Source organism: Paractinoplanes ferrugineus, assembly GCF_016862195.1.
Taxonomy (GTDB): Bacteria; Actinomycetota; Actinomycetes; order Mycobacteriales; family Micromonosporaceae; genus Actinoplanes; species Actinoplanes ferrugineus.
In genome coordinates this window covers 1-23,182 of record NZ_BOMM01000055.1, presented here as the reverse complement: position 1 = coordinate 23,182, position 23,182 = coordinate 1, and the positions used below count along the sequence as shown (strand labels likewise).

Sequence of the window (23,182 nt, the reverse complement as noted above, 5' to 3'; positions counted from 1 at the left end):
GCTCCCCGGTGGCTCGGCCCGGTCATCAGGATTGTCGTACCGACGCGGTAGCCTCCGTGCATGGCGGACACCTCGACGCAGTCGATCCAGGTCCATGCGCCCGTCGACCGCGTGGCCGCGGTGATCTGCGACTTCCCGCGCTACCCCGAGTGGGTCGACGCGTTGAAGCAGATTGACGTCCTGGAGGAGTACGAGGACGGGTACGCCGCCCGGGTCCACTGGGTGATCGACGCCGGGGTGATGGCCGACGAATACACCCTCGAGTACGCCTACGCCGACGACCTGACCCGGGTCGAGTGGCAGCTGGTCGAGCCGTCCAAGACGCAGAAGACGCAAGACGGGTCCTACGACCTGACCGACAACGGCGACGGTACGACTACCGTGACTTACACACTCGAGGTGGAGCTCTCCATCGGCATGCTCGGCATGTTCCGCCGCAAAGCCGAGAAGATGATCATGGATACGGCGTTGAAGCAGCTCAAACGTCGCGTCGAGAGCCTGCCGGCGAGCTGAGCAACGTTTCGGGAGGCACGTTATGACGGCGTCGGCACGCGAGGAGGCCGAACGGCTCGTCGCGACAGTCATCGCGATGGCCACCGACGGCAGCCGCAGCGCCGCCGCACCCGACCCGGACGGCCCGCCCGGCACCCGCGACACCCTCGCCGCCGGCCTGAGCGCCCTGGCCGACTCGGTGACCGGCCTCGTCGGCCGCCTGGCCGCCGCCGTCCAGGAGCCCCACGCCGAGCCGGCCTCTTCCGGCTCCTCGAGTTCTTCCGGCTCCTCGGTCTCTCCTGGCTCCTCGGCCTCGCCGGCCGCTCCCGGCTCTCCGGATTCCTTCGGCTCCCCGGACTCCTCGGGCTCACCCGGCTCCCCGGACTCCTCGGGCTCGCACGGCTCGGTGTCGGCCGGCTCGGGTGGTGCGGCGGCGGCCGGGCGTGTGCCGGGCTGGGCGGCCGGCGGACCGGCCGGGCGGTGGGGCGAGCCGAAGCCTGCCGCGGGTCACACCGGATGGGCCACCGGCAGCGCGGAATGCTGTGTCTGCCCGGTCTGCCGGGTCATCGCCGCGATGCGTGACCCCAGCCCGGAGGCGGCCGCGAAGATCGCGATCGGCGCCGGCGACCTGGCCACCGGCGTGGCCGGCCTGATGCGCGGGCTGTCGTCGCTGGCCGGCGACCGGGCGAAGCCGCCGCCGTCGCGTGCGGCCCGGCCGGCGCCCGCGCCGGACCCCGCCGAGACGTGGTCGGCGGCCACCCGCAGGGCGGCCCCCGCCGCCTCACCGGGAGTCGCGGGCACCGCCGGCGAAGTGCCGGGGAAGGCTTCCGCGACCGGGGACGACGCCGGGCCGGCGGGAAGTACGGCCGCCGGCGGGTCCGCCTCCACGGGCGGTCCGGGGGATCCCCGGTTCGCCGGTGATCCGTGGGCCGCGGCCTCGGCGGCGAGCGCGGCGGAAGCGGAGGCGGAGCGGCTGCGCGCCCGCGAGAAGGCCGACGCGGCGCGGCGCGAGGCGGCCGAGGCGGCCCGGGAGGCGGCAGCCGAGGCGGCCCGGCGGGTGGCGGAAGCAGCCGCACTGGCCGACGCGGCGAAGGCGGAGGCGGCAAGGACTGAGGCCGCGAAGACTGAGGCCGCGAAGACTGAGGCCGCGAAGACTGAGACGGCGGCACGGACCGGGGGCGCGGCCGGCGAGGCCGGCGGCACCGCTGGGACTGCCGGCGGCACCGCTGGGACTGCCGGCGGCACCGCTGGGACTGCCGGGGGCACCGCTGGGACGGCCGGCGGTGCTGCTGGGGAGGCCGGCGGCGTGGCTGGGACTCATGGCGGCGCGGCTGGGGAGGCCGGCGGCGCTGCCGGCGGTGCGGCGGGGCAGGCCGGGGGCGCGCGGGGTGGGGTGCGGGGCACGGGGCGTACACCGCAAAGGTTTGATGTGTGGGCTGCGGCCACCGCTGATGCGGGTGTTGCCGACGTGGCGGGAGCCGGGTCGGTGGATCATGATGTTGCGGGAGCCGAGGCGGGCGACGAAGCCCCCGGTGACGGCGCTCAGCCAAGCGGGTAGCAGAAGGAGACAGCGTGACGCTGACCATCGGAGTCGACGTCGGCGGCACGAAGGTGGCCGGTGGTGTGGTCGACGAGCACGGCACGGTGCTGACGTCGAACCGCCGCGAGACACCGGCCGAGGACCCGGCCGGCACCCGGGACACGATCGTCGAGGTGGCCGCCGAGCTGGCCGCGCAGTACCCGGAGGCGACCGCTGTCGGGATCGGGGCGGCCGCCTGGATCGACGCGGCGGCCTCGACCGTGCTGTTCGCGCCGAACCTGGCGTGGCGGGACGAGCCGTTGCGGGACTACGTGACCAAGGCGGTCGGGCTGCCCACCGTGCTGGAGAACGACGCCAACGTGGCGGCCTGGGCGGAGTTCCGGTTCGGGGTCGCCCAGCACGCCGACTCGATGGTGATGATCACGGTGGGGACCGGGATCGGCGGCGGCATCGTGCTCGGCGGGCGGCTGTGGCGGGGCGCGAACGGGATCGCCGGGGAACTCGGCCACATCCAGTCGGTGCCGGACGGACATCCGTGCGGGTGCGGGCGGCTCGGCTGCCTGGAGCAGTACGCGAGCGGCAACGCCCTGGTGCGGTTCGCCCGCGCGGGGGCGCGGCAGGAACCGGAACGGGCCGCGGTGCTGCTGGAACTGGCCGGCGGCGATCCGCTGGCGATCAGCGGCCGGCAGATCACCGAGGCGGCGCGGGCCGGCGACGGGGTGGCCCGGGACGCGTTCGCGCAGATCGGCTACTGGCTCGGGGTGGCGATGGCCGACCTGGCGCAGAGCCTCGACCCGCAGATCCTGGTGGTCGGCGGGGGCGTGGTCGACGCCGGTGAGCTGCTCATGACCCCGACCCGGAACACCTACCGGGACCAGCTCGAGCAGCGTGGGCGGTTCCCGGTGGCCGAGGTGGTGGCGGCCGAGACCGGCAACACCGCCGGGGTGGTCGGCGCCGCCGACCTGGCGCGGAGCATCTAGCCGATGCCGGGCCTGAGGGTCCTCAGCTACAACGTGCACGGCCTCAAGGACGACCGGGGCGCCCTGATCTCGCTGATCCGGGACCTGGCGCCGGACGTGCTCGTCGTGCAGGAGGCACCGCGCCGCTTCCTGTGGCGCAACAAGTGCGCGGCGCTGGCCGACGACGCCGGCATGGTGGTCGGGGCCGGCGGCCTGCCGGCACTCGGCAACCTGCTGCTGGTCAGCCTGCGGGTCCGGGTGCACGAGTCGTGGTGCATGCGCTATCCGCTGACCCCGGGGCGGCACCTGCGCGGGGCGGCGTTCCTGCGCGGCTCGGTGCGCGGTGCCGAATTCACCGTGTCCGGGTCGCATCTGGCCACCGACCCGGCGGAACGGCCGGTGCAGGCGGCCCTGTGGAAACAAGCGCTGGACCGGGTCGAAGGCCCGGTGATCGCCGCCGCCGACCTGAACGAGGGGCCGGGCGGCGGGGCGTGGCGGACCGTCGAGGACGGGCTGGTGTCGTCGGCGGCGGGCACGTTCACCTACCCGGCGACGCTGCCGGCGCGGCTCATCGACGGACTGTTCGTCACCCCCGACATCACCATCGAACGGTACGAGGTGGTGGAGTCCGACCTGGCCCGCAAAGCCAGTGATCACCTTCCCGTCCTGGCGGACCTGATGCTCCCTTCCTCGTAGGGCGGACATCTGGCAGGATCGCCGCGTGCAAGACACTCCGGACATCGCCGACCGCCGGGACGCGGTCTGCGTCATCGGGGCCGGGGCCAGCGGACTCACGACCGTCAAGAACCTCCGCGAGCACGGATTCGCGGTCGACTGCTACGAGCGTGAGACGTCGGTGGGCGGCGCGTGGAACTGGCGGCACGACCGCAGTCCGGTCTACGCGAACACCCACCTGATCTCGTCGCGGCCGCTCACCGAGTTCCCCGACTTCCCGATGCCGGACAGCTGGCCCGACTTCCCGCACCACAGTCAGGTCCTGTCCTACCTGGAGCGTTACGCGAAGCACTTCGGGCTGGGCGAGCACATCTGGTTCGGCACCGAGGTGGTGTCGGCGGAGCCGGTCGGGGACGGGCGCTGGGACGTGACGACCCGGTCCACCGGTGGCGGCTCGTCGCGGGTGCAGCGCTACGCCGCCGTGGTCGTCGCGAACGGCCACAACTGGGCGCCGGCGAAACCGGAGATCGACGGGGCCGAGGACTTCCGCGGCCAGGTGATCCACTCGGCGCAGTACAAGGACCCGGCGCAGCTGCGCAACCGCAAGGTCCTGGTGATCGGCGCCGGCAACACCGGCTGCGACATCGCGGTCGAGGCCGCCCAGCAGGCCACCACCGTCTGGCACTCGACCCGGCGCGGCTACTGGTACGCCCCGAAATACGTGCTGGGCCGCCCCGCCGACCAGGTCAACGACCGCCTGCTGAAGTGGCGGCTGCCGCTGCGACTGCGCCAGTGGCTCTACCGCCGCACCCTGGCCCTGACCACCGGCGACCTCACCCGGTACGGCCTGCCCGCGCCCGACCACCGCCCGTACGAGAGCCACCCGATCGTCAACAGTCAGCTGGCGTACTACCTGGGCCACGGCCGGATCAAGCCCGTTCCGGACGTGACCCGGTTCGTCGGCGGGCAGGTGGAACTGGCCGACGGGCGCCGGGTCGACGCCGACCTGGTCATCACCGCGACCGGTTACACGCCGCGTTTCGACTTCCTGGCCCCGGAGCTGATCGACGCCGGCGACGACGGCCGCCCCGACCTGCACCTGCACGCGTTCGCCCGGAAACATCCGACGCTCGCCGTGGTGGGGTTGCTGCAACCCGACTCGGGGGTGCTCCCGCTCGCCCACTGGCAGGCCGTCGCCGTCGCCCGCTGGCTGCGGCTGCGCCGACAGGACCCGGCGCGGGCCGCGGCGGTGCAGCAGAAGGAGTCGGCGCGCCCGCTGCAGAGCTGGTCGCGCCGGCAGGTCGTGCCGTCGCGGCGGCACTGGTTCGAGGTCGACCACATCGCCTACCTGAAGGCGGTCGAGGAGTTGCTGCACGAGATGGAGCCGAGGGCATGACGCTCCTGCGATTCGACGACTGGACGTCGCCGGTCCCGCCGGTCGAGCGCGAGGTCCTGTCCCGCCTGGTCGAGGGGGAGGACCTGCAGCCGCCGCTGTTGTTCGTGCCCGGCCCCGGGATGGGTGCGTGGGTGTTCGCCGAGCATTGGCTCACGCACGCGGCGGGCCGCGGCTTCCCGGCGTACGCGCTGACCCCGCGCGAGAACGGCGACCTGCGCGCCCACGTGCACGACGTGGTGCAGGTGGCGGCGGCACTGCCCCGGCAGGCGGTGCTGATCGGGCACGGCACCGGCGCGCTCGTCGTGTCGCGGGCCCTCGGCCGCTATCCGGCCCGCGCCGCCGTGCTGGCCGCCCCGGTGCTGGCCGCCTCGGTGACCGACCGGTGGGCGACGCTCGGCGCGGCCGTCAAGGCCAATCCGCTGGGTACGCTCCGCCGCCGCCCCCGGCTCAACCACAAGCAGTTGTTCAGCGCCGGGACCGACGCGGACGCGTACCTGTCGCGGATGACCTTCCCGCGCCGCCTGGCCGCCCGCGGACCGGTGCCGCGCCCGGTCGCAAGCCCGCCGGTCCTGGTCGTCGGTTCGCCCGACGACCGGGTGGTGCCGCGCAAATCCCTCGACCGGGTGGCCACGCACTACGCCGGCGCCCCGCTGCTGTTCCCCGGCATGGCGCACGCCCTGATGCTCGACACCGGCTGGGCCGAACCGATCGACGCGGTTCTGGACTGGCTGACCAAACAGCTAAGCGCGGTCGGCTAGGACCGCCCGCTGCCGCGGCAGGCGCCGGGCCAGCTGACCGGTGTGGTCCAGCGCCGAGAGGTAGGCGCGGGCCCACGCGTGGATGTCGTTCTCGGTGATGTGCGCGCGCATGGCTTGCATCCGCCGGCGCAGGTCGGCCGGGGTGGCGTCGAGCGCGTCCAGCAGCGTCTTCTTCAACCCGTCCAGGTCGTGCGGGTTGACCTGGAACGCGTCCTGCAGCTCGGCGGCCGCGCCGGCGAACTCGCTGAGCACCAGCGCGCCGGTGTCGTCGGCGCGGGCCGCCACGTATTCCTTCGCCACCAGGTTCATGCCGTCGCGCAGCGGGGTCACCACCATGACGTCCGCGGTCCGGTACAGCGCGGCCAGGTCGGCCCGGTCGAACGGCTGGTTCAGGTAGTGGATGGCCGGCTCGCCGACCCGCCCGTACTCGCCGTTGATCCGACCCACCTCGCGCTCGATGCGGTCCTTGAGCCCGCGGTAGCTCTCCACCCGTTCCCGGCTCGGCACCGCCACCTGCACCATCACGGTGTCGCGCACCTTGATCCGCCCGTCGCGCAGCAACTCGCTGTAGGCGGTCAGCCGGTGCTCGATGCCCTTGGTGTAGTCGAGCCGGTCGACGCTGAGCAGCACCTTCTTGTGCTGGCCCAGGTCGTGTTTGAGCTGCCGGGCCTGGTTCAGCACGTACGGCCGGGCGGACAGCGCCTCCATCTCGGTGACGTCGATCGACACCGGGAACGCACCGGTGCGCACCACCCGCCCGTCGTAGATGATCGCGTCGTCGGCGCCCCGCGCGCCGAGCATCTTGCCGGCGAGCTGGGCCACGTTGTGCGCCGCCTGCTCCCGCTGGAAGCCGACCAGGTCGGCGCCGAGCATCCCGCCGAGCAGTTCGAGGCGCCGCGGCAGCTGCATGAACAGCTCCGGCGGCGGGAACGGCACGTGCATGAAGAAGCCGATCAGTACGTCCGGGCGCAGCTCGCGGATCATCTGCGGGACCAGCTGGAGGTGGTAGTCCTGCACCCACACCGCGGCCCCGGGCTCGGCGACCTCGGCGGCGGCCTCGGCGAAGCGGCGGTTGACCGTGCGGTAGGTCTCCCACCAGCCGCGGTCGAACACCGGCTGCTCGACGGCGTCGTGGTAGAGCGGCCACAGTGTCGTGTTGGCGAAGCCCTCGTAGTAGCCCCGCAACTCGTCCTCGGAGAGCGCGACCGGGCGCAGCCGCAGCGTGCCGATGTCGGGCAGGGGCGGTGCCGCGCCGATCCCGCCACCCCAGCCCACCCAGGTCGCGGTGGTTCCCTCCAGGATCGCGTGCAGCGCGCTGGCCAGCCCGCCCGGGCTGCGGCGCCATTCACACGCCCCGTCGGGGGCGACGTTGTCGTCGAGCGGGAGACGGTTGGCGACCACGACCAACGAGCTCTGGCGCATCACCGAAGGTTACTAGAGCCTCAGCGCTGAGCTATACAGACAGTGGTCAATTCAACTGGCCGGGCCGAATCACTGGCCGGGCCGAATCACTGGCCGGGCCGAATCACTGGCCGGGCCGAATCAGACGACCGCGCCGTCGTCGTAGTCGTCGTCCTCGTCGTCACCCGACCGCAGCCGCCAGACCAGCATGGCCGCCCCGGAGACGATCGCGGCGAACCCGAGCACCGTCGCGTAGTCCTGCGCGATCGGCAGCAGGGTCGGGAACAGGAACAGCACGAACCCGACCGTCACGCCGAGCAGTCCCATCACCGCGTACTTCGAGATGCGCGGCAGCGGCGGGGGAGGCGGCGGAACGTACCGCTCGTCCTCGTCCTCGTCGTCGTCCTCGAGGTCGGCACCGAACGTGTCGAGGCCGTCGATGAGCGTCGGCTCGCCCGGGGTCGGGCCGGCCGGGGTCAGGTCGGCCGGGGTCAGGTCGGCCCGGTTGGGGTCGGCCCGGTTGGGGTCGGCCGGGGCGGGGTCGGTGCGGCGGCGGCCCTGGTTGACCGGATCGGTCCCGGTGGGCGGCGGGGGTGGCGCCGGCTCGGCCGGGAGCCCCTCGGACGCGGGCCACGGCGCCGCGGTCGGGTCGACGGGCGCGTGGAAGCCCGCCACGATCTTGGCCCACTCGGCCTCGATGTCCGGCTCCCGCGCGGGCGCGGCGGTCGGGTCGGGCGGCGGGGTGGGCGGTGCCCCGCCGGTCACCTTGTGCAGGTGCTCGCGGGCGACGTCGAGGTGGGCGCGGTCGACGTAGAGCCGGTCGGTCGGCCGGGCGGGCAGCGTGGTGGCCCGCAGAATCGGATTGAGGTCGGCGGTGGGCTGCAGATATGCCCCGATGCCGACGGCCTGGAGCACGTCGAGCAGATGCTCACCAATGCGCGGGTCGACGTCGCCGGCCACAGCGAAGTCGGCCGCGTCGATCCCGTTGTCCCGCCGCCCTCGGCGGGCGCCACCCGCTGTCACCCCTGCACACTCCCTCGCCGACCGTGCCTTGAATGGTGACACGCGAAGTACCAGTTGCGGGAGTGCGTTGTGGCGCGCCGTCCCGCTTCGTACGCTTCCTCTGCGACCCGATGTTTCAGATGTCCGATCTATCCGGTAAAGGACACCCGTGTTCTACTGGCTGCTCAAGTACGTGGTTCTCGGGCCGCTCCTGCGCGTCCTGTTTCGCCCCGACGTGCGCGGCCGGGAGAACGTGCCCGATTCCGGACCGGTGATCCTGGCCTGCAATCACCTTTCCTTCTCCGACTCGATCTTCACACCCCTGATGGTCGGCCGCCGGGTGACGTTCGTCGCGAAAGCCGAATACTTCACCGGCCGGGGCGTCAAAGGCCGCCTGATGCGGCAGTTCTTCCTCGCCACCGGCACCATCCCGGTCGACCGTTCGGGGGGCAGGGCGGCCCAGGCGGCCCTGGACACGCTGCTGCGGGTGCTGCGTGCGGGCGGCGTCGCCGGCATCTATCCGGAGGGCACCCGCTCACCCGACGGCCGCCTCTACCGCGGCAAGACCGGGGTGGCGCGGCTGGCCCTGGAGAGCGGGGCCAAGGTGGTGCCGGTGGCGCTGCTCAACACCGACGAGATCCAGCCGACCGGCACCCTCATCCCCAAGATCCGGCGGGTCCGGATGAGGTTCGGGCCCGCCCTCGACTTCTCGCGGTACGCCGACTCGCGCGGTGACCGCTTCGTCGAACGGGCGATCACCGACGAGATCATGTACGAGCTGATGGCGCTGTCCGGCCGGGAGTACGTGGACGTCTACGCCGGCAAGCTGAAGACCTCGATCGAGGCGCCGAGGCCGGCCCCGGCCACTCCGCCCGCTCCCGCCGCTCCCGTCGGCGCGGTCAGGACACCGTCATCCCCGCTCGACGCCGCAACGCCTGAAGGTCGGTGACCACGATGCGGCGGCCCTCGGTGCGCAACCAGCCGCGGCTCGCGAACGACCCGATCGCCTGGTTGACGCTCTGCCGGGAACCGCCCGCCATCTCGGCCAGCTGACTCTGGTTGAGCTCGATCGTGATCATCGGAGCCTGGCTCTCGCCGGCCAGCCGCACCAGCGTCTTGGCCACCCGGCCGGGCAGGTCGAGGAACACGTGGTCGGTGTTCTGCTCGGTGAGACGCCTTATCAACGCGCCCACCGAGCGCATCACCGCGTCCAGGATGCGCGGGTTGGAATGCACCAGGTCCATGAACGCCGCCCGCGAGATGGTCAGCGCCTGACAGTCCTCGATCGCCTCGGCCGAGGTGCTGCGGGTCGACGCGTCCAGAAGGGACACCTCGCCGAGCACGTCGGGCGGGCGGACCACGGTGAGGACCGCGCGCTCCCCGGTCGGGGCGGTGCGGAAGATCGCGACGGCGCCGCGCTTCAGGATGATCAGGGACTCGCCGGGATCGTGTTCGACGAAAAGGATCTGTCCTTTGCGGTACGTGCGCGGGACGGCGGTGGCGATCACCCGTTGCCGCACTTCCGGCTCCAGGCCGGCGAACATCTCCACGCCGGCGAGCGCGTCGCCGGAATCCGGCAACCGATGGTCCACGGCGCTATCCCTCCCCCGGTGGGGACCGCGCCGTAGGCCCCCCCGGCCGGCGTCGGCCCCTCGACGCGAACGATCACTAATAGCACGAACAAGTCCTCGAGCGCCATCTCCGATCAGGAAAGGTGCGGGCGACCCGTGAATGCCTCGTACGATCATGTCGCGCCGGTCGCTATCTGTAAACCTCCCTATAGCCAAGCGTGATTGTCGCCCTCCTTGTCCGTCTGATCGCGGTCGATCGCCGGGATACTCCCGCCGTGCCGGACGACAAACTTGTTCTATCCACTTTGCGCGATCAGTGGCATCTGCTGCCCAGCGCGATCAGCGCGTTGCCCACCGAGCTGATCTCCCGCGGATGGGAGGTGACAGCCGGCCCGGAACGCTACGTCTGCCGGCTCGCCGAACCGGGCGACCGCCAGCCGGTGGAGGCCGGCCTGATCGCCGCCGAACACCTGCGCCTGCGGGACATCGCGGCCGGCGAGCCGGTGCGCACCCTGGGCGGCGGCCTCACCGCGCGGACCGACGCCGGGGCATTGTCCCTTTTGCGCCGGGTGCCGGGCCGGCCCCTGGACGGCGGCGACCCGATCGACCAGCAGTGGTGGGGGGACCGGCTCGGCGTCGTACACAAGGCGCTGCAGCATTTCCACCACCCCGGCCTGCGCCCGTGGCAGCCGCTCGACCCCGCCGCCGAACATCTGTCCGCGGAGCCCTGGCTCCGCGGCGCCGTCGCCGGCGCGGTCGGCGCGGCCACCCGCCTCACCGTCACCGACCGATTGACGTACGGGGTGCTGCACGGCGACCCCGCACCCGCCAGTTTCGTGGTCGACCCGAGCACCGGCCGGGCCGGACTGCTCAACTGCGGAGCCAGTGCCGTCGGCCCGCTGGTGTACGACGTGGCCGCCGCCGTCGGCTACGCCGGGGGACCGGACCACGCCGCCGACCTGATCGACGGTTACCTCGCGGCCGGCCCGGTGCGCCGGGACGAACTCGACGCCGCCCTGCCCGTGCTGGTACGCCTGAGGTGGGCGGTCTGCGCCGACCGCGCCGCCCGCCGCGGCAACCGCAAGATGCTCCGCTGCGCGCGGAAGGCTCTGGAAGCGGCGGCCGGCTGACCGTGATGCCGGCCGACCGTGATGCCGGAGGATCCTGGGCGAGCAGGTCCGGCCCTGGAGTCAGCGGCCGGATGACCATGGGCGAGGATGGACACGATGGTTTACCGCTATTTCTACGACTGCGAGTTCATCGAGGACGGCCGCCTGGTCGACCTGGTGTCGATCGGCGTCGTCGACGAGTTCGGCCGCGAGTTCTACGCGGTCAGCACCGAGTTCGACGACACCCGGGCGATCCCGTGGGTGCGCCGCAACGTCCTCGACAAGCTGCCCTCCCCCTCCGACAAGGCGTGGCGCTCCCGCGAGCGCATCCGCGACGACCTCTTCGAGTTCCTGATGGAGCCGGTCCGCGACCGCGGCGAGCAGATGGAGCTGTGGGCGTGGTTCGCCGCGTACGACCATGTCGCCCTCGCCCAGCTGTGGGGGGCCATGCCGGCCCTGCCCCGGGAGATCCCGCGTTTCACCAAGGACCTGCGCCAGCTGTGGGACGACAAGGGCCGCCCGCACCTGCCGAGCATGGCCGGCCGGCACGACGCCCTGGTCGACGCCCGGCACAACCTCGCCCGCTGGAACGCCATGGGTGCCTAGGTCCGGGGGTTGAGCTGCGTCTCCCGGGGAAAAGCGACGTCATGACTGACACCAGGCAGGACAGCACCGAGCAGGACCGGCGCGAGAAGGTCAAGCAGATGATCGCCGACGCGCGCATCTGCATGCTCACCACGATGACGGCCGACGGCAAGCACGTGAGCCGCCCGATGGCCCTGCAGGACGTCGAGTTCGACGGCGACCTGTGGTTCTTCACCTACGCCGACGCCGACCTGGTCACCGAGATCGGGTTGAACCCGCAGGTGAACGTGGCCTTCAGCGACCAGAAGCAGAACAACTGGATCTCCATCTCGGGTGCGGCCGTGCGCACCGACGACCCGGCGAAGGCCCGGGAACTCTGGAGCGCGCCGCTGAAAGCGTGGTTCCCGGACGGGCTCGAGACCCCGGGGCTTACGCTGGTCAAGGTGGAGGCGGACACCGCCGAGTACTGGGCGGCGGCGCACAGCTCCAAGGTCGTCACGATGCTGGGCTACGCCAAGGCGGCCGTGACCGGAAAGACTCCGGACGCGGGCGAGAACGAAACAGTCCGGCTGTAGCGGGGCGCTTCGGGGCGCTGCGAGCCGGGCCGCTAAAGTTCGGTTTGCGGCCCGCCCCGGGCCCGGCAACGCTGCCGACTACTCGCTCCCTGGGGCTCGACGGGCTATCTGCTTCTCGTACCTGAACAGGGAGGACGAGCAAATCATGCGTATCGGCGTGCTCACCGGCGGCGGCGACTGCCCCGGTCTCAACGCGGTGATCCGGGCGGTGGTCCGCAAGGGCGTCGCCGCGTACGGTCACGAGTTCGTCGGATTCCGCGACGGCTGGAAGGGCCCCCTGGAGGGTCTGACGAAGCCGCTCGGCATCGCTGAGGTGCGTGGCATCCTGCCGCGCGGCGGCACCATCCTGGGCTCCTCGCGCACCAACCCGTTCAAGATCGACGGTGGTGTCGACCGGATCAAGGCCAACCTGGCCGAGCAGGGCGTCGACGCCCTCGTGGCGATCGGCGGCGAGGACACCCTCGGCGTCGCCACCAAGCTCAACGACCTCGGCGTCAACGTGGTCGGCGTACCCAAGACGATCGACAACGACCTCAACGCCACCGACTACACCTTCGGCTTCGACACCGCGGTGAACATCGCCATGGAGGCGATCGACCGGCTGCACACCACCGCCGAGTCGCACCACCGCACCCTCGTCGTCGAGGTCATGGGCCGGCACGCCGGCTGGATCGCGCTGCACGCCGGCCTCGCCGGTGGCGCCAACGTGATCCTGCTGCCCGAGCGCAACTTCGACGTGGAGCAGGTCGCCACCTACGTGACCAAGCGCTTCCAGGTCGAGTACGCGCCGATCGTCGTGGTCGCCGAGGGCGCCCAGCCGCTCGAGGGCCAGATGGTGCTGCACAACCAGGAGCTCGACTCGTTCGGCCACGTGCGCCTCGGCGGCATCGGCCAGTGGCTCGCCGAGCAGCTGGAGGAGAAGACCGGCAAGGAGGCCCGTACGGTCGTCCTCGGTCACATCCAGCGCGGTGGCACCCCGACCGCCTTCGACCGCGTCCTCGCGACCCGGTTCGGCCTGCAGGCGATTGACGCCGTCCACGAGGGCGACTTCGGTAAGATGATGGCGCTGCGGGGCACCGACATCGTCCGCGTGCCGCTCATCGAAGGCACCGGCGAGCTCAAGACCGTCCCGCTCTCCCGCTACGAAGAGGCCGAGGTCTTCTTCGGTAGCTGAGCCGGCGTTTTGGGGACGAGGGAGCGGCCGACGGCCGCTCCCTGTTCTCTTGGCACCGGCGCAGCTCTCTTGGCCCGGCGCAGCTCTCCTGGCACCGGCGCATCGTTCTCCGGAAAGGGCGAAATGACAGAGCACAGTGTCGCCGTGATCGGCGCGGGCAAACTCGGTGAGGTGGTCCTGTCCGGACTGCTGCGCTCCGGCTGGCCGGCCGCCCGGCTGCTGGCCACCACGCGCCGCCCCGAGCGTGCCGCCGAGCTGGCCGAGCGCTACGGCATCCGTCCCGTGCTCAACCTGACCGCCGTCACCCAGGCCGACGTGCTGCTGATCGCGGTCAAGCCGCAGGATGCGGCGAAGCTGCTCGACGACTTCGGGATGAAGGTGCCCCCGGGCAAACTGGTCGTGTCGCTCTGCGCCGGCCTGCCGACCAGCTTCTTCGCCGAGCGGCTGCCCGGCGGCATCCCGGTGGTCCGGGTCATGACGAACACCCCGGCGCTGGTCGACGAGGCGATGACGGCGATCTCCCCGGGGCCGTACGCGACCGAGGAACACCTCGCCCTCACCGAGGAGATCTTCCGGCCGGTCGGGCGCACGATGCGCGTACCCGAATCGCAGCAGGACGCCGTGACCGCGCTGTCCGGTTCCGGCCCGGCCTACTTCTACCTGCTGGTCGAGGCCATGATCGACGCCGGCATCCTGCTCGGCCTGCCGCGCCACGTCGCGCAGGATCTCATGGTGCAGACCGTCGTCGGCTCGGCGATGATGCTGCGCGACTCCGGCGAGCACCCGGTGAAGCTGCGCGAGGCGGTCACCTCCCCGGCGGGCACGACCGCGTCGGCCATCCGGGAGCTCGAGAAGCACGGCGTACGCGCCGCTTTCCTCGACGCCCTGGAAGCGGCCCGCAACCGCGCCGCCGAGATCGCCACGCAGATGGCCGCGCCCACCAGATAGCCCCGGCACCCGAAAGCGCCGGTGCTGGGCGGTCCAGTGTTGGGCGGTCCGGTGCTGGGCAGTCTCAGTACCAGATGGCGATCTTGGAGCCGTTGTTCTCCTCCGGCGGTGACGGGTGGCTCAGCGCCGTGCCCGTCGCCATCCGGTGCGCCGACCAGGCCACCGCGGCCGCGTCCAGGATGTCGTCCGGCGGGGCCTGGCCGGCCGGTCCGATCTGGTCGGGCAGCACGATGCCGTTGCGGGCGAGCAGATCGCGGCGGCGCGCCTGCCCGGCCCACGTCTTCTTGGCGTGCGGCAGCGGCTCGCCGGCCATCGTGCGGAACGAGACCTCCGGGTGCGCCTCGAAGAGCAGCCCCGGATGCCGTTCCCAGATCGCGTTGGCCTCGAGGAGCTTGGGCCGCAAGGCCCAGCTCTGCCGGCTGAGGCCGGCCCCGGTGAGCTCGCGGCAGAGCCGGTTGGCCGCGGTGAAGTCGGCCTCCATCCACACCTGCCGGGGCGGCACCCGGAAGATGCTGCCGCGGCGCGGTCCGAGCTGGTCGGCGGCGAGCGTGTCGGCCGAGCGCCACTTGTCGGGGAGCATGCCGAGGGGGATGTCGACGCCGATGACGGCCGCGCCCGAGCTGTTGGCGACGATCTCGTAGAGCGAGGCGGCGAGGACGGCCCGGCCGAAGACACCGTCGCGCAGCTCGACGCCCACCCATCCGAGCGCGTACGCGTCGACGCCGATGACGTGAATGCTCATCGGCCGCTCGACGCCGGGCTGCTTGACATCGGGCTGCTTGACATCGGGCTGCTTGACATCGGGCTGCTCGACATCGGGCCGTCGGACGCCGGGGGGTGTGACGCCTGCCGGTTTGACGCTGGGCCACCCGCATGGGCGTCGATGTCGACGTCGAAGATGGTCATGACGGCAGACTACGCGCTGTGCCCGTTCGTGTGCACCCCGTACATCTTGCCGTCGGGAAGTTAAGACCATGATTAATCCAGGTCCGGCGTCTTGACGATTGTGAATGCCTGTGACTACCGTCTCCCTCACAAACTTTTCGGAAACTTTCCTAACTGTTTGTCATCCCCCTCCTTCACGCAGCAACACGAGGAGACGAAGTGCAGAAATCCCTCCGCCGCGCTCTCCTGGCCGGTGTGGTCGTGGCGGCGACGACCGCCACCATCCCCGTCGTCCAGGCCTCAGCCGCTGCGGCCTGTGCCCCCGCATGGTCCGCCGGCGCCGTTTACGTCAAGGACAACACCGCCTCCCAGAGCGGCCACAACTACACCGCCAAGTGGTGGACTCAGAACGAGTCGCCGGCCACGCACAGCGGCCAGTGGGACGTCTGGATCGACAACGGCACCTGCGGCGGAACCACCCCCACCACGCCGCCGACCACCACCCCCACCACGGCTCCGACGACGTCGCCCACCACGCCGCCGACCACCGCTCCCACCACGGCACCGACCACCGCGCCGCCCGGAACCAGCGGGAAGAACGTCGTCGGCTACTTCGCCGAGTGGGGCGTCTACGGTCGCAACTACCACGTCAAGAACCTGGTGACGTCGGGCTCCGCGGCCAAGCTGACGCACATCCTGTACGCGTTCGGCAACACCACCGGCGGCACCTGCTCCATCGGTGACTCCTACGCCGACTACGACCGCGCCTACTCCGCGGCCGAGAGCGTCGACGGCGTCGCCGACACCTGGGACACCGGCGCCCTGCGCGGCTCGTTCAACCAGCTGCGCAAGCTCAAGAAGCAGTACCCGAACATCAAGGTGATCTGGTCGTTCGGCGGCTGGACCTGGTCCGGCGGCTTCACCCAGGCCGCGGCCAACCCGACCGGCTTCGCCAACAGCTGCTACAACCTCGTCAAGGACTCCCGCTGGGCGGACGTCTTCGACGGCATCGACGTCGACTGGGAATACCCGAACGCCTGCGGCCTGAGCTGTGACGCGTCCGGTCCGGCCGCCTACAACAACGTCATCACCGCGCTGCGCACCAAGTTCGGCTCGTCCTTCCTGGTCACCTCGGCGATCTCGGCGGACGGCTCGAACGGCGGCAAGCTCGACGTCGCCGACTACGCGTCCGGCATCTCGAAGCTGAACCTGGTCTTCCCGATGACGTACGACTACTACGGCGCCTTCGCCGCGCAGGGCCCGACCGCCCCGCACTCGCCGCTCACCTCCTACTCGGGCATCCCGACCCAGGGCTTCTGGTCGGACGCCGCCATCCAGAAGCTGAAGAGCAAGGGCGTCCCGGCCAGCAAGATGCTCCTCGGCATCGGCTTCTACGGCCGCGGCTGGACCGGCGTCACCCAGGCGGCACCCGGCGGCTCGGCCACCGGCGCGGCGCCCGGCACCTACGAGGCCGGCATCGAGGACTACAAGGTGCTCAAGAACAGTTGCCCGGCGACGGGCACGGCCGGCGGCACCGCGTACGCCAAGTGCGGCAGCAACTGGTGGGGCTACGACACCCCGTCGACCATCGCCGGAAAGATGACCTACGTGAAGCAGCAGGGTCTCGGCGGCGCGTTCTTCTGGGAGTTCTCCGGCGACACCAGCAACGGCGAGCTGATCAGCGCCATCAAGAACAACCTCTGAGTACGTCCTCGATCGACCACCACAGAACTCATCTCCTCAGGTGAGAAGCGGGGCACCGGGCGCAGGCCCGGTGCCCCGCTTTCGTAGTCTTGGCGGCATGCGCCGAGAGTGGCACCAGCTGAGCTACCCAGGGGTCGGTAACCCGGCCGTCCAGACCTCCCGCCCGTCCACCGACTCGGCCGAGGACACCGCCCTCGGCCTCGACCGATGGCGTGACCTGCCCCGCGTGCAGATGCCGCCGTGGGCCGACATGGACGAGGTCGCCTCGGTCTGCAAGGTGCTGGACACCGTTCCCTCGATCGTGGCGCCCTACGAGGTCGACCAGTTGCGGGTCAAACTCGCCGAGGTGTGCGAGGGCCGCGCGTTCCTGCTCCAGGGCGGCGACTGCGCCGAGACGTTCGACCACAACACCGAGAGCCACCTGATCGCCAACGCCCGCACCCTGCTGCAGATGGCGGTCGTGCTCACCTACGGCGCGTCGATGCCGGTGGTCAAGGTCGCCCGGGTCGCCGGGCAGTACACGAAACCCCGCTCGGCGCCGACCGACTCGCTCGGCCTGCCCGCCTACCGCGGTGACCTGATCAACTCGCTCGAACCGGACGAGGCCGCCCGGGTCGCCGACCCGCAACGCATGATCCGGGCGTACGCCAACTCGGCCGCCGCCATGAACATGCTCCGCGCCTACCTCTCCGGCGGGCTCGCCGACCTGCACGGCCTGCACGACTGGAACAAGGACTTCGTGCGCGCCTCACCCGCGGGTGAACGCTACGAGGCGATCGCCCGCGAGATCGACCGTGCCCTCGACTTCATCCGCGCCTGCGGCATGACCGAAAGCGAGGCGCTGCGCACCGTCAGCCTGTACTGCTCGCACGAGGCCCTCGCGCTGGAGTACGACCGGTCGCTCACCCGGGTCAGCGACGGCAAGGCGTACGGCCTGAGCGGGCACTTCCTCTGGGTGGGTGAACGCACCCGGCAGCTGGACCACGCGCACATCGACTTCATCAGCCGCATCGCCAACCCGATCGGCGTCAAACTCGGCCCCGGCACCTCCCCGGAGACCGCGATCGAGCTGTGCGAGAAGCTCAACCCGGACAACATCCCGGGCCGGCTCACCCTGATCAGCCGGATGGGCAACGGCAAGGTCCGCGACGCGCTGCCGCCGATCGTGGAGAAGGTCACCGCCACCGGCGCCAAGGTCGTCTGGCAGTGCGACCCGATGCACGGCAACACCCACGAGTCGTCCAACGGCTACAAGACCCGGCACTTCGACCGGATCGTCGACGAGGTGCTCGGCTACTTCGAGGTGCACCGCTCGCTCGGCACCCACCCGGGCGGCATCCACATCGAGCTGACCGGCGAGGACGTCACCGAGTGCCTCGGCGGCGCCCAGGGCATCGAGGACCTCGACCTGCCCGACCGGTACGAGACCGCCTGCGACCCGCGGCTGAACACCCAGCAGAGCCTCGAACTCGCCTTCCTGGTCGCGGAGATGCTCCGTGGCTAGTGTGGGACCGGTGGTTGATCTCCGTTCGGACACCGTGACCCGGCCCTCCACCGCGATGCGGCAGGCCATGGCCGCCGCCCTCGTCGGCGACGACGTCTTCGGCGACGACCCCACGGTCAACGCCCTCGAAGCCCGCGTCGCCGAGATGTTCGGGCACGAGGCGGCACTGTTCGCGCCGTCCGGCACGATGGCCAACCAGATCGCCCTCCAGCTCGTCGTCCCGCCCGGCGGCGAGCTGCTGGCCGGCGGCGACGCCCACGTCCTGGTGTACGAGATGGGCGCGGCCGCGGTGATCGGCGGCATCTCGTCGCGCACCTGGGGCTCCGTCGGTGCCGACCTCGACCCGGCGCAGATCGCCTCGATGGTCCGCAAGCCCGGCGGCTACACCGTGGCGACCCGGGCCGTCGCGGTCGAACAGACCCACAACCTGGGCGGCGGCAGCGTGGTCCCGTTGCCGACACTGCAGGCCCTGCGCTCGGTCGCCGACGAGGCGGACATCGCGCTGCACTGCGACGGCGCGCGCATCTGGCACGCGCACGTCGCCGACGGGGTGCCGCTCGCCGCGTACGGCCGTCTCTTCGACACGCTCTCGGTCTGTCTCTCCAAAGGCCTCGGCGCGCCGGTCGGCTCGCTGGTGATCGGCAGCGCCGAGCGCATCGCGCGGGCCCGGGTCATCCGCAAGCGGATGGGCGGTGGCATGCGCCAGGTCGGCATCCTCGCCGCCGCCGCCGACTACGCGCTGACCAACAACATCGTCCGGCTCGCCGAGGACCACGAACGCGCCCAGCGGGTCGCGGTCGCCCTGGCCAAGTACGGCGTGGTCGACCCCGCCCAGGTGCGAACCAACCTGATCCTGCTCGATCTGAGCGACACGAAACTGGACGCCGCCGGTCTCGTCGCCCGCGCCGCGGCCAAGGACGTGCACATCGCCGCGATGCTGCCGCACCTGGCCCGCGTCGTCGTGCACCTCGACATCGACGACAACGCCGTCGACCAGGCGATCGCGGTGCTGACGGGGATCCTCGCCGAGGAGGCGTGACCATGCTTCCAGCCCAGCCGACAGTGGTGGCCCGCGCGGCGGACGGCCTGCTGGCGCACTTCCCCGACATCGTGCGGCTGTCCGACGGGCGGCTCGTGGTGGCGTACCGCGAAGGCGCCGGCCACGTCAGCCACGAGGGCCGGATCGCGGTCGTGACGAGCGACGACGACGGCCGGAACTGGAGCACGCCGCGGGTGGTGGTCGACGGCCCGTACGACGACCGGGACCCGAAACTGGCGGTGCTCTCCGACGGGACGATCCTGCTCAGCTACTTCGTGCTCGAGTGGACCAGCGACCGGGAGCACCGCAACCACGGCGTCCAGCTGCGCCGCAGCACCGACGGCGGGCGCGGCTGGGGCGAGGCCGTACAGGTCGGAAGCCGCTGGTGGGCGTCGCACGGCGCGGCCGTCGAGTTGCCCGGCGGTGACCTGCTCCTGCCCGTCTACAACCGGCCGCCCGGCGAACGGTGGCACCGGGCCGTCGTCGTCCGCAGCACCGACGGCGGGCACACCTGGCCGGCCGCGTCCGAGGTGTCACTGGCGGCGGGGGACACGTTCCACTTCCAGGAACCCACGCTGACGGTTCTCCACGGTCAGATCGTGTCGCTCATCCGGACGACCGCGGAAACGGCGTACCTCTCGCGGTCGACCGACGACGGCCGCACCTGGACCGCCCCCGTGCCCACCGACATGCCCGCCTCGTCGCACCACGCACTGCGCCTGAGCAGCGGCGAGGTGCTGGTCACCTACGGTGACCTGTCGAAACGGTTCGCCGAACACCGCGAGACGGTCGGCCGCATCGTCCGCGATCCGCTGGGGACGTGGGACGGCTACCGGGACATCCAGCTGTACGACTCGGGCCACCACGACCAGGCCAACCCGTCGAGCGTGGAACTGTCCCCGGGCCGGTTCCTGACCCTCGGCTTCGACATCCCGGCCCGTACCGTCGTGGCCTTCACCTCGTCGGCGGCCGACTTCTAGCCGTCCCCGCTGGTCCTGACAGCCGCTGGGTCTAGTGGCGCCACTGCAGCATCGCGGCGGTGGCGTCGTCACGGAGCTCGCCCTGCTCGTACGCGACGATGGTGTGGATCAGCCGGCGCATGATCTCCGGCGGCGTCAGGCCGGCGTGCAGCGCCGTCAGCATGAAGTCCGCGAGACGTTCCGGGCCGAACTGGTTGCCCGCCGCATCCCGCGACTCGGTGACGCCGTCCGTGTAGAGCACCAGCGTGTCGCCCGGCGCCAGCTGCTGCTCGACGACCCGCGGCGGGCGCTCGATCATGTGCCCGAGACCCAGCGGCAGCGCCGTCGGAGTCGGCAGCGCCGGCAGCTCCCCGCCGTCCCGGAGCATCAACTCGGCCGGGTGACCGGCGCTGATCCGGCGATAACGGCCCGTCGTCGTGTCCAGTTCGGCGAGCAGGGCGGTCACGAAACTGCCCGGATACTGCGCGCGGATCCACTTGTCGATCGAACGGCACGTATCGGTGAGCGACAGACCCGACCGGCGCGCGTTGCGGTACGTGTTCAGCGTCAGTGTGGTCAGCGCGCTCGCACTGATGCCGTGGCCGACCGTGTCGAACAACCCGACGTGCAGCACGTCGCCGTTGACCGCGTAGTCGAACGCGTCCCCGCCCACGTCGTAGCACGGCTCCAGCACCGCGGCCACCACCGTGCCGTCCACCGCGCACGTCAGCGGCGGCAACTGGTTCCAGATGATCTCGGCGGCCAGCTGCATCGGCAACCGCCGCCGGGTGTGCTCGACCGCGTCCCCGTAGAATCGGCGGCTCGCGATCAGCTCCGCCACCAGCGCCGAGATCACCTCCAGGTCGTGCCGGGCGGCCTCCGGCGGGAGCTCCTTCACCCCCAGTCCCAGCACGCCGAGCCGCTCCGCGCCGTGCAGCAGCGGCAACCACAGGTGCCCCTCCTCGTACGCCTCCCGCGCCGTGGTGAAACACCGCCCCGCCGCCGTCCCGTCCACCGGTTGCGGCGCGGCGTCCCCGGGCACCGTTCCCTGCAGAGGGCAGAGCGTCAACTGGCCGTAGTCGATCAGCAGGACGGTCGCCGACTCGGCGTCGAGCAGCGGAGCGGCATGCGCCATCACCGCCGGCAGATCTTCCGCGCGCCCACGGTGCCGCAGGGCCAGAAGTCGCCGTACCGCCTCCATCGCGACCATCGGCCCATCATTCAGCGCCGAACACCAAGCCGCCACCGCTGTACCCGTGACGTGTTCCCGGCCACGTCACCGCCAGCCTCGCCGCCAGCCTCGCCGCCAGCCTCGCCGCTTGCCGTCGCCCGTCCCGCCCGCCGGTGTCCGAACAAATCATCTTCATCGATTGATGTCGATCTGGTCGCGCGCCGGGACGCCGCCGTTACGTGGGTCGCCCTCGCCTGGCGCGCCTGCGTGTGGCTTGCTCTCGCTTGGTTCGCGGTCGCTTGGCTCGCGGTCGCCGGGCTCGCGGTCGCCGGGCTCGCGGTCGCCGGGCTCGTCGTCGTGCATCCCGCCGTCGAGCTGCGTGTCCTCCGAAGGTGGGTAGCGCAGCAGCAGCGACAGCCCGGCAAACAGGACCAGGCGCGGACCGGACCGGCCGACCAGCCGCGGCGCCAGGAGCAGGGACACCGGGCCGATCACCAGCGGGGTGGGCAGGAACGCCAAGCCGATGGCCAGGGCGTCGTAGCCCATGACCGGCTGGACGAACAGGGCGTTCAGGAACTGGAAGCCCACCCGGTGGCGAAGACGAGCAGCACGGCGCGGTTGGCGATCAGCCGCCACGGACGGGACAGGACTCGCAGGGCGATCAGCGGGCGGCGCGCGGGACGCTGCCTCAGCAGGAATGCGGCGATCAACAGAACGGCGAGGACCCCGATGAGTACGGCGGAGTCGATGATCGCGTACACCCCGGCGGAAAGACCCCCATGATCAGCAGGGTGCCCACGACGTCCAGCCCGGCCGTCAGGCCGGCGCCGCCTCGCGCGGCAGCGGGCGCCGTCCGGCCAGCTGGGCGGCGGCGCCGATCGGCACGTTGATCAGGAAGATCGCGGGCCAGCCCACCGCGTCGACCAGAATGCCGCCCGCGACGAAGCCCGCGGCGGCGCCACCGGCCTGGGTGAAGCTGTAGACGCCCATCGCGCGGGCCTGGGCGGCCGGCTCCGGGACGAACGCGGCCCGCGTCTCGGGTGTTGAGGCCGTTCAGCGCTTGTCTAGGTCGGCCAGAGCGGCCAGCTGGATCTGGGTGCGTTCCTCCTCCATGGCGTGGATCAGCACGCACTGCATGCTGGGTGTCAGGTCGATGCCGGCCGGGCCGGCCTATTCGCGCCGGTGGAACGTGTTTCGCCGGGGCCGGCGCAGGGGGTCGATCGAGGCCGGCGGGAGGAACTCGGGGCGGCCGTCGCCGGCCAGCCGCACCTCCCAGCCGGTGCGATGGATGACGCCGTGATGGTGGCGGCAGAGCAGGCACCCGTTGGACAGCGAGGTCGCTCCGCCCTCGGCCCACGGGACCAGATGGTGGCCGTCGCACCAGGCCGCCGGCCGGTCGCAGCCGGGGAAGCAGCATCCACCGTCGCGCAGGATGATCGCGCGCCGGAGCGGACCGGTGAACAGGCGGCGGGCCTGGCCGATGTCGAGGACCTGGCCGTCGGTGCCGAGAACGGCGGGGAGGACGTGGGCGTCGCAGGCGAGCAGCCGTGCTTCGGTGGCGCTGATCGGCGCGCCGGTGTCCAGCCGGCCGGCACCCGAAAGCCGGCCCCGCTCGCCGCCGACGAGGCCAACGGGTCCGTCAGGGTCGGCACGGCCAGCACGGCCAGCACGGCCAGCACGGCCAGCAGGGTCGGCGCGGTCGGCAGGGTCGGCGCGGTCGGCAGGGTCGGCAGGG

At 71.7% G+C, this 23,182-nt stretch carries 24 protein-coding genes and 1 pseudogene; 16 read left to right on the top strand and 9 right to left on the bottom strand.

Features of this window, described 5'->3' with window-relative positions:
• The first annotated feature begins 60 nt into the window (after nucleotides 1–60).
• The 6 genes from Afe05nite_RS31125 to Afe05nite_RS31100 are packed head-to-tail and all read left to right on the top strand — an operon-like array spanning nucleotide 61 to nucleotide 5,820.
• On the top strand, nucleotides 61–513 hold the full coding sequence (locus Afe05nite_RS31125; RefSeq protein WP_203820827.1) for an SRPBCC family protein: 453 nt from the start codon (nucleotides 61–63) through the stop codon (nucleotides 511–513).
• A gap of 22 nt (nucleotides 514–535) precedes the next feature.
• Nucleotides 536–2,050, top strand: a complete 1,515-nt coding sequence (locus tag Afe05nite_RS45160) for a hypothetical protein (RefSeq protein ID WP_203820890.1) — start codon at nucleotides 536–538, stop codon at nucleotides 2,048–2,050.
• Between the two features lie 14 nt (nucleotides 2,051–2,064).
• Complete coding sequence (locus Afe05nite_RS31115) at nucleotides 2,065–3,012, top strand: ROK family glucokinase (protein ID WP_203820826.1); 948 nt, start codon at nucleotides 2,065–2,067, stop codon at nucleotides 3,010–3,012.
• Between the two features lie 3 nt (nucleotides 3,013–3,015).
• Nucleotides 3,016–3,687 (top strand): endonuclease/exonuclease/phosphatase family protein, encoded by a 672-nt coding sequence (locus Afe05nite_RS31110; RefSeq protein ID WP_203820825.1) that lies wholly within the window; start codon nucleotides 3,016–3,018, stop codon nucleotides 3,685–3,687.
• 25 nt (nucleotides 3,688–3,712) lie between these two features.
• Nucleotides 3,713–5,062, top strand: coding sequence for a flavin-containing monooxygenase (locus Afe05nite_RS31105; protein WP_203820824.1), 1,350 nt, complete (start codon nucleotides 3,713–3,715; stop codon nucleotides 5,060–5,062).
• Nucleotides 5,059–5,820, top strand: a complete 762-nt coding sequence (locus Afe05nite_RS31100) for an alpha/beta hydrolase (protein WP_203820823.1) — start codon at nucleotides 5,059–5,061, stop codon at nucleotides 5,818–5,820. The genes Afe05nite_RS31105 and Afe05nite_RS31100 overlap by 4 nt, the downstream gene beginning before the upstream one ends.
• On the opposite strand, the gene Afe05nite_RS31095 is transcribed toward Afe05nite_RS31100, so the two are convergent.
• Nucleotides 5,803–7,242: an alpha,alpha-trehalose-phosphate synthase (UDP-forming) gene (locus Afe05nite_RS31095; RefSeq protein WP_203820822.1), complete on the bottom strand. Its 1,440-nt coding sequence runs from the start codon at nucleotides 7,240–7,242 to the stop codon at nucleotides 5,803–5,805. The two genes, Afe05nite_RS31100 and Afe05nite_RS31095, sit on opposite strands and share 18 nt — an antisense overlap.
• Before the next feature lie 120 nt (nucleotides 7,243–7,362).
• Nucleotides 7,363–8,244: a DUF308 domain-containing protein gene (locus Afe05nite_RS31090; protein WP_203820821.1), complete on the bottom strand. Its 882-nt coding sequence runs from the start codon at nucleotides 8,242–8,244 to the stop codon at nucleotides 7,363–7,365.
• A 148-nt stretch (nucleotides 8,245–8,392) separates the two neighbouring features.
• Between Afe05nite_RS31090 and Afe05nite_RS31085 the strand changes: the two genes are divergently transcribed.
• Nucleotides 8,393–9,172 (top strand): lysophospholipid acyltransferase family protein, encoded by a 780-nt coding sequence (locus Afe05nite_RS31085; protein WP_203820820.1) that lies wholly within the window; start codon nucleotides 8,393–8,395, stop codon nucleotides 9,170–9,172.
• On the opposite strand, the gene Afe05nite_RS31080 is transcribed toward Afe05nite_RS31085, so the two are convergent.
• Nucleotides 9,123–9,815, bottom strand: coding sequence for a Crp/Fnr family transcriptional regulator (locus tag Afe05nite_RS31080; RefSeq protein ID WP_203820819.1), 693 nt, complete (start codon nucleotides 9,813–9,815; stop codon nucleotides 9,123–9,125). The genes Afe05nite_RS31085 and Afe05nite_RS31080 overlap by 50 nt on opposite strands.
• Nucleotides 9,816–10,069: 254 nt before the next feature.
• Here Afe05nite_RS31080 and Afe05nite_RS31075 point away from each other — a divergent pair, with 254 nt between their 5' ends.
• From Afe05nite_RS31075 to proC, 5 genes are all read left to right on the top strand, one after another.
• Nucleotides 10,070–10,924: a phosphotransferase enzyme family protein gene (locus tag Afe05nite_RS31075; RefSeq protein WP_203820818.1), complete on the top strand. Its 855-nt coding sequence runs from the start codon at nucleotides 10,070–10,072 to the stop codon at nucleotides 10,922–10,924.
• A gap of 96 nt (nucleotides 10,925–11,020) precedes the next feature.
• Nucleotides 11,021–11,509 (top strand): polyadenylate-specific 3'-exoribonuclease AS, encoded by a 489-nt coding sequence (locus Afe05nite_RS31070; protein ID WP_203820879.1) that lies wholly within the window; start codon nucleotides 11,021–11,023, stop codon nucleotides 11,507–11,509.
• A 41-nt stretch (nucleotides 11,510–11,550) separates the two neighbouring features.
• Nucleotides 11,551–12,063 carry a pyridoxamine 5'-phosphate oxidase family protein gene (locus Afe05nite_RS31065; protein ID WP_203820817.1) on the top strand — a complete coding sequence of 171 codons (513 nt, stop codon included), beginning with the start codon at nucleotides 11,551–11,553 and terminating at the stop codon, nucleotides 12,061–12,063.
• A gap of 145 nt (nucleotides 12,064–12,208) precedes the next feature.
• Complete coding sequence (locus Afe05nite_RS31060; RefSeq protein WP_203820816.1) at nucleotides 12,209–13,237, top strand: 6-phosphofructokinase; 1,029 nt, start codon at nucleotides 12,209–12,211, stop codon at nucleotides 13,235–13,237.
• 123 nt (nucleotides 13,238–13,360) lie between these two features.
• On the top strand, nucleotides 13,361–14,185 hold the full coding sequence (proC, locus tag Afe05nite_RS31055) for a pyrroline-5-carboxylate reductase (RefSeq protein WP_203820815.1): 825 nt from the start codon (nucleotides 13,361–13,363) through the stop codon (nucleotides 14,183–14,185).
• Between the two features lie 64 nt (nucleotides 14,186–14,249).
• Here proC and Afe05nite_RS31050 read toward each other — a convergent pair whose 3' ends face one another.
• Complete coding sequence (locus tag Afe05nite_RS31050; protein WP_203820814.1) at nucleotides 14,250–14,927, bottom strand: DUF429 domain-containing protein; 678 nt, start codon at nucleotides 14,925–14,927, stop codon at nucleotides 14,250–14,252.
• A 362-nt stretch (nucleotides 14,928–15,289) separates the two neighbouring features.
• Here Afe05nite_RS31050 and Afe05nite_RS31045 point away from each other — a divergent pair, with 362 nt between their 5' ends.
• The 4 genes from Afe05nite_RS31045 (at nucleotide 15,290) to Afe05nite_RS31030 (ending at nucleotide 20,297) form a co-directional block, all read left to right on the top strand.
• Entirely contained in the window at nucleotides 15,290–16,774 is a 1,485-nt protein-coding gene (locus tag Afe05nite_RS31045) for a glycosyl hydrolase family 18 protein (RefSeq protein ID WP_203820813.1), read from the top strand.
• A gap of 97 nt (nucleotides 16,775–16,871) precedes the next feature.
• Entirely contained in the window at nucleotides 16,872–18,278 is a 1,407-nt protein-coding gene (locus Afe05nite_RS31040; protein ID WP_203820812.1) for a class II 3-deoxy-7-phosphoheptulonate synthase, read from the top strand.
• Between the two features lie 10 nt (nucleotides 18,279–18,288).
• Nucleotides 18,289–19,317, top strand: a complete 1,029-nt coding sequence (locus tag Afe05nite_RS31035; RefSeq protein WP_203820811.1) for a threonine aldolase family protein — start codon at nucleotides 18,289–18,291, stop codon at nucleotides 19,315–19,317.
• Nucleotides 19,318–19,319: 2 nt separating this feature from the next.
• A complete protein-coding gene (locus Afe05nite_RS31030) occupies nucleotides 19,320–20,297 on the top strand; it encodes a sialidase family protein (protein ID WP_239118320.1) in 978 nt (325 codons plus the stop codon).
• A 31-nt stretch (nucleotides 20,298–20,328) separates the two neighbouring features.
• Here Afe05nite_RS31030 and Afe05nite_RS31025 read toward each other — a convergent pair whose 3' ends face one another.
• The 5 genes and pseudogenes from Afe05nite_RS31025 to Afe05nite_RS31005 all read right to left on the bottom strand — a co-directional run.
• Nucleotides 20,329–21,486 (bottom strand): PP2C family protein-serine/threonine phosphatase, encoded by a 1,158-nt coding sequence (locus Afe05nite_RS31025; protein ID WP_203820809.1) that lies wholly within the window; start codon nucleotides 21,484–21,486, stop codon nucleotides 20,329–20,331.
• Between the two features lie 153 nt (nucleotides 21,487–21,639).
• Nucleotides 21,640–22,035 (bottom strand): hypothetical protein, encoded by a 396-nt coding sequence (locus Afe05nite_RS31020; RefSeq protein ID WP_203820808.1) that lies wholly within the window; start codon nucleotides 22,033–22,035, stop codon nucleotides 21,640–21,642.
• Nucleotides 22,017–22,208, bottom strand: coding sequence for a hypothetical protein (locus Afe05nite_RS31015; RefSeq protein WP_203820807.1), 192 nt, complete (start codon nucleotides 22,206–22,208; stop codon nucleotides 22,017–22,019). The genes Afe05nite_RS31020 and Afe05nite_RS31015 overlap by 19 nt, the downstream gene beginning before the upstream one ends.
• A 55-nt stretch (nucleotides 22,209–22,263) precedes the next feature.
• Nucleotides 22,264–22,455, bottom strand: a pseudogene (locus tag Afe05nite_RS31010) (MFS transporter); the annotation flags it as partial.
• Nucleotides 22,456–22,617: 162 nt separating this feature from the next.
• Nucleotides 22,618–23,182: HNH endonuclease signature motif containing protein (locus Afe05nite_RS31005; RefSeq protein WP_203820805.1), on the bottom strand; the 565-nt coding region annotated here is incomplete at its 5' end.

Bases quoted from the DNA above. Each gene is read 5' to 3' on its own strand.
- Afe05nite_RS31125 (WP_203820827.1), top strand. From the start codon at position 61: ATGGCGGACACCTCGACGCAGTCGATCCAGGTCCATGCGCCCGTCGAC.
- Afe05nite_RS45160 (WP_203820890.1), top strand. From the start codon at position 536: ATGACGGCGTCGGCACGCGAGGAGGCCGAACGGCTCGTCGCGACAGTC.
- Afe05nite_RS31110 (WP_203820825.1), top strand. From the start codon at position 3,016: ATGCCGGGCCTGAGGGTCCTCAGCTACAACGTGCACGGCCTCAAGGAC.
- Afe05nite_RS31100 (WP_203820823.1), top strand. From the start codon at position 5,059: ATGACGCTCCTGCGATTCGACGACTGGACGTCGCCGGTCCCGCCGGTC.
- Afe05nite_RS31095 (WP_203820822.1), bottom strand. From the start codon at position 7,242: ATGCGCCAGAGCTCGTTGGTCGTGGTCGCCAACCGTCTCCCGCTCGAC.
- Afe05nite_RS31070 (WP_203820879.1), top strand. From the start codon at position 11,021: ATGGTTTACCGCTATTTCTACGACTGCGAGTTCATCGAGGACGGCCGC.
- Afe05nite_RS31065 (WP_203820817.1), top strand. From the start codon at position 11,551: ATGACTGACACCAGGCAGGACAGCACCGAGCAGGACCGGCGCGAGAAG.
- Afe05nite_RS31060 (WP_203820816.1), top strand. From the start codon at position 12,209: ATGCGTATCGGCGTGCTCACCGGCGGCGGCGACTGCCCCGGTCTCAAC.
- proC (WP_203820815.1), top strand. From the start codon at position 13,361: ATGACAGAGCACAGTGTCGCCGTGATCGGCGCGGGCAAACTCGGTGAG.
- Afe05nite_RS31050 (WP_203820814.1), bottom strand. From the start codon at position 14,927: ATGAGCATTCACGTCATCGGCGTCGACGCGTACGCGCTCGGATGGGTG.
- Afe05nite_RS31040 (WP_203820812.1), top strand. From the start codon at position 16,872: ATGCGCCGAGAGTGGCACCAGCTGAGCTACCCAGGGGTCGGTAACCCG.
- Afe05nite_RS31030 (WP_239118320.1), top strand. From the start codon at position 19,320: ATGCTTCCAGCCCAGCCGACAGTGGTGGCCCGCGCGGCGGACGGCCTG.
- Afe05nite_RS31025 (WP_203820809.1), bottom strand. From the start codon at position 21,486: ATGGTCGCGATGGAGGCGGTACGGCGACTTCTGGCCCTGCGGCACCGT.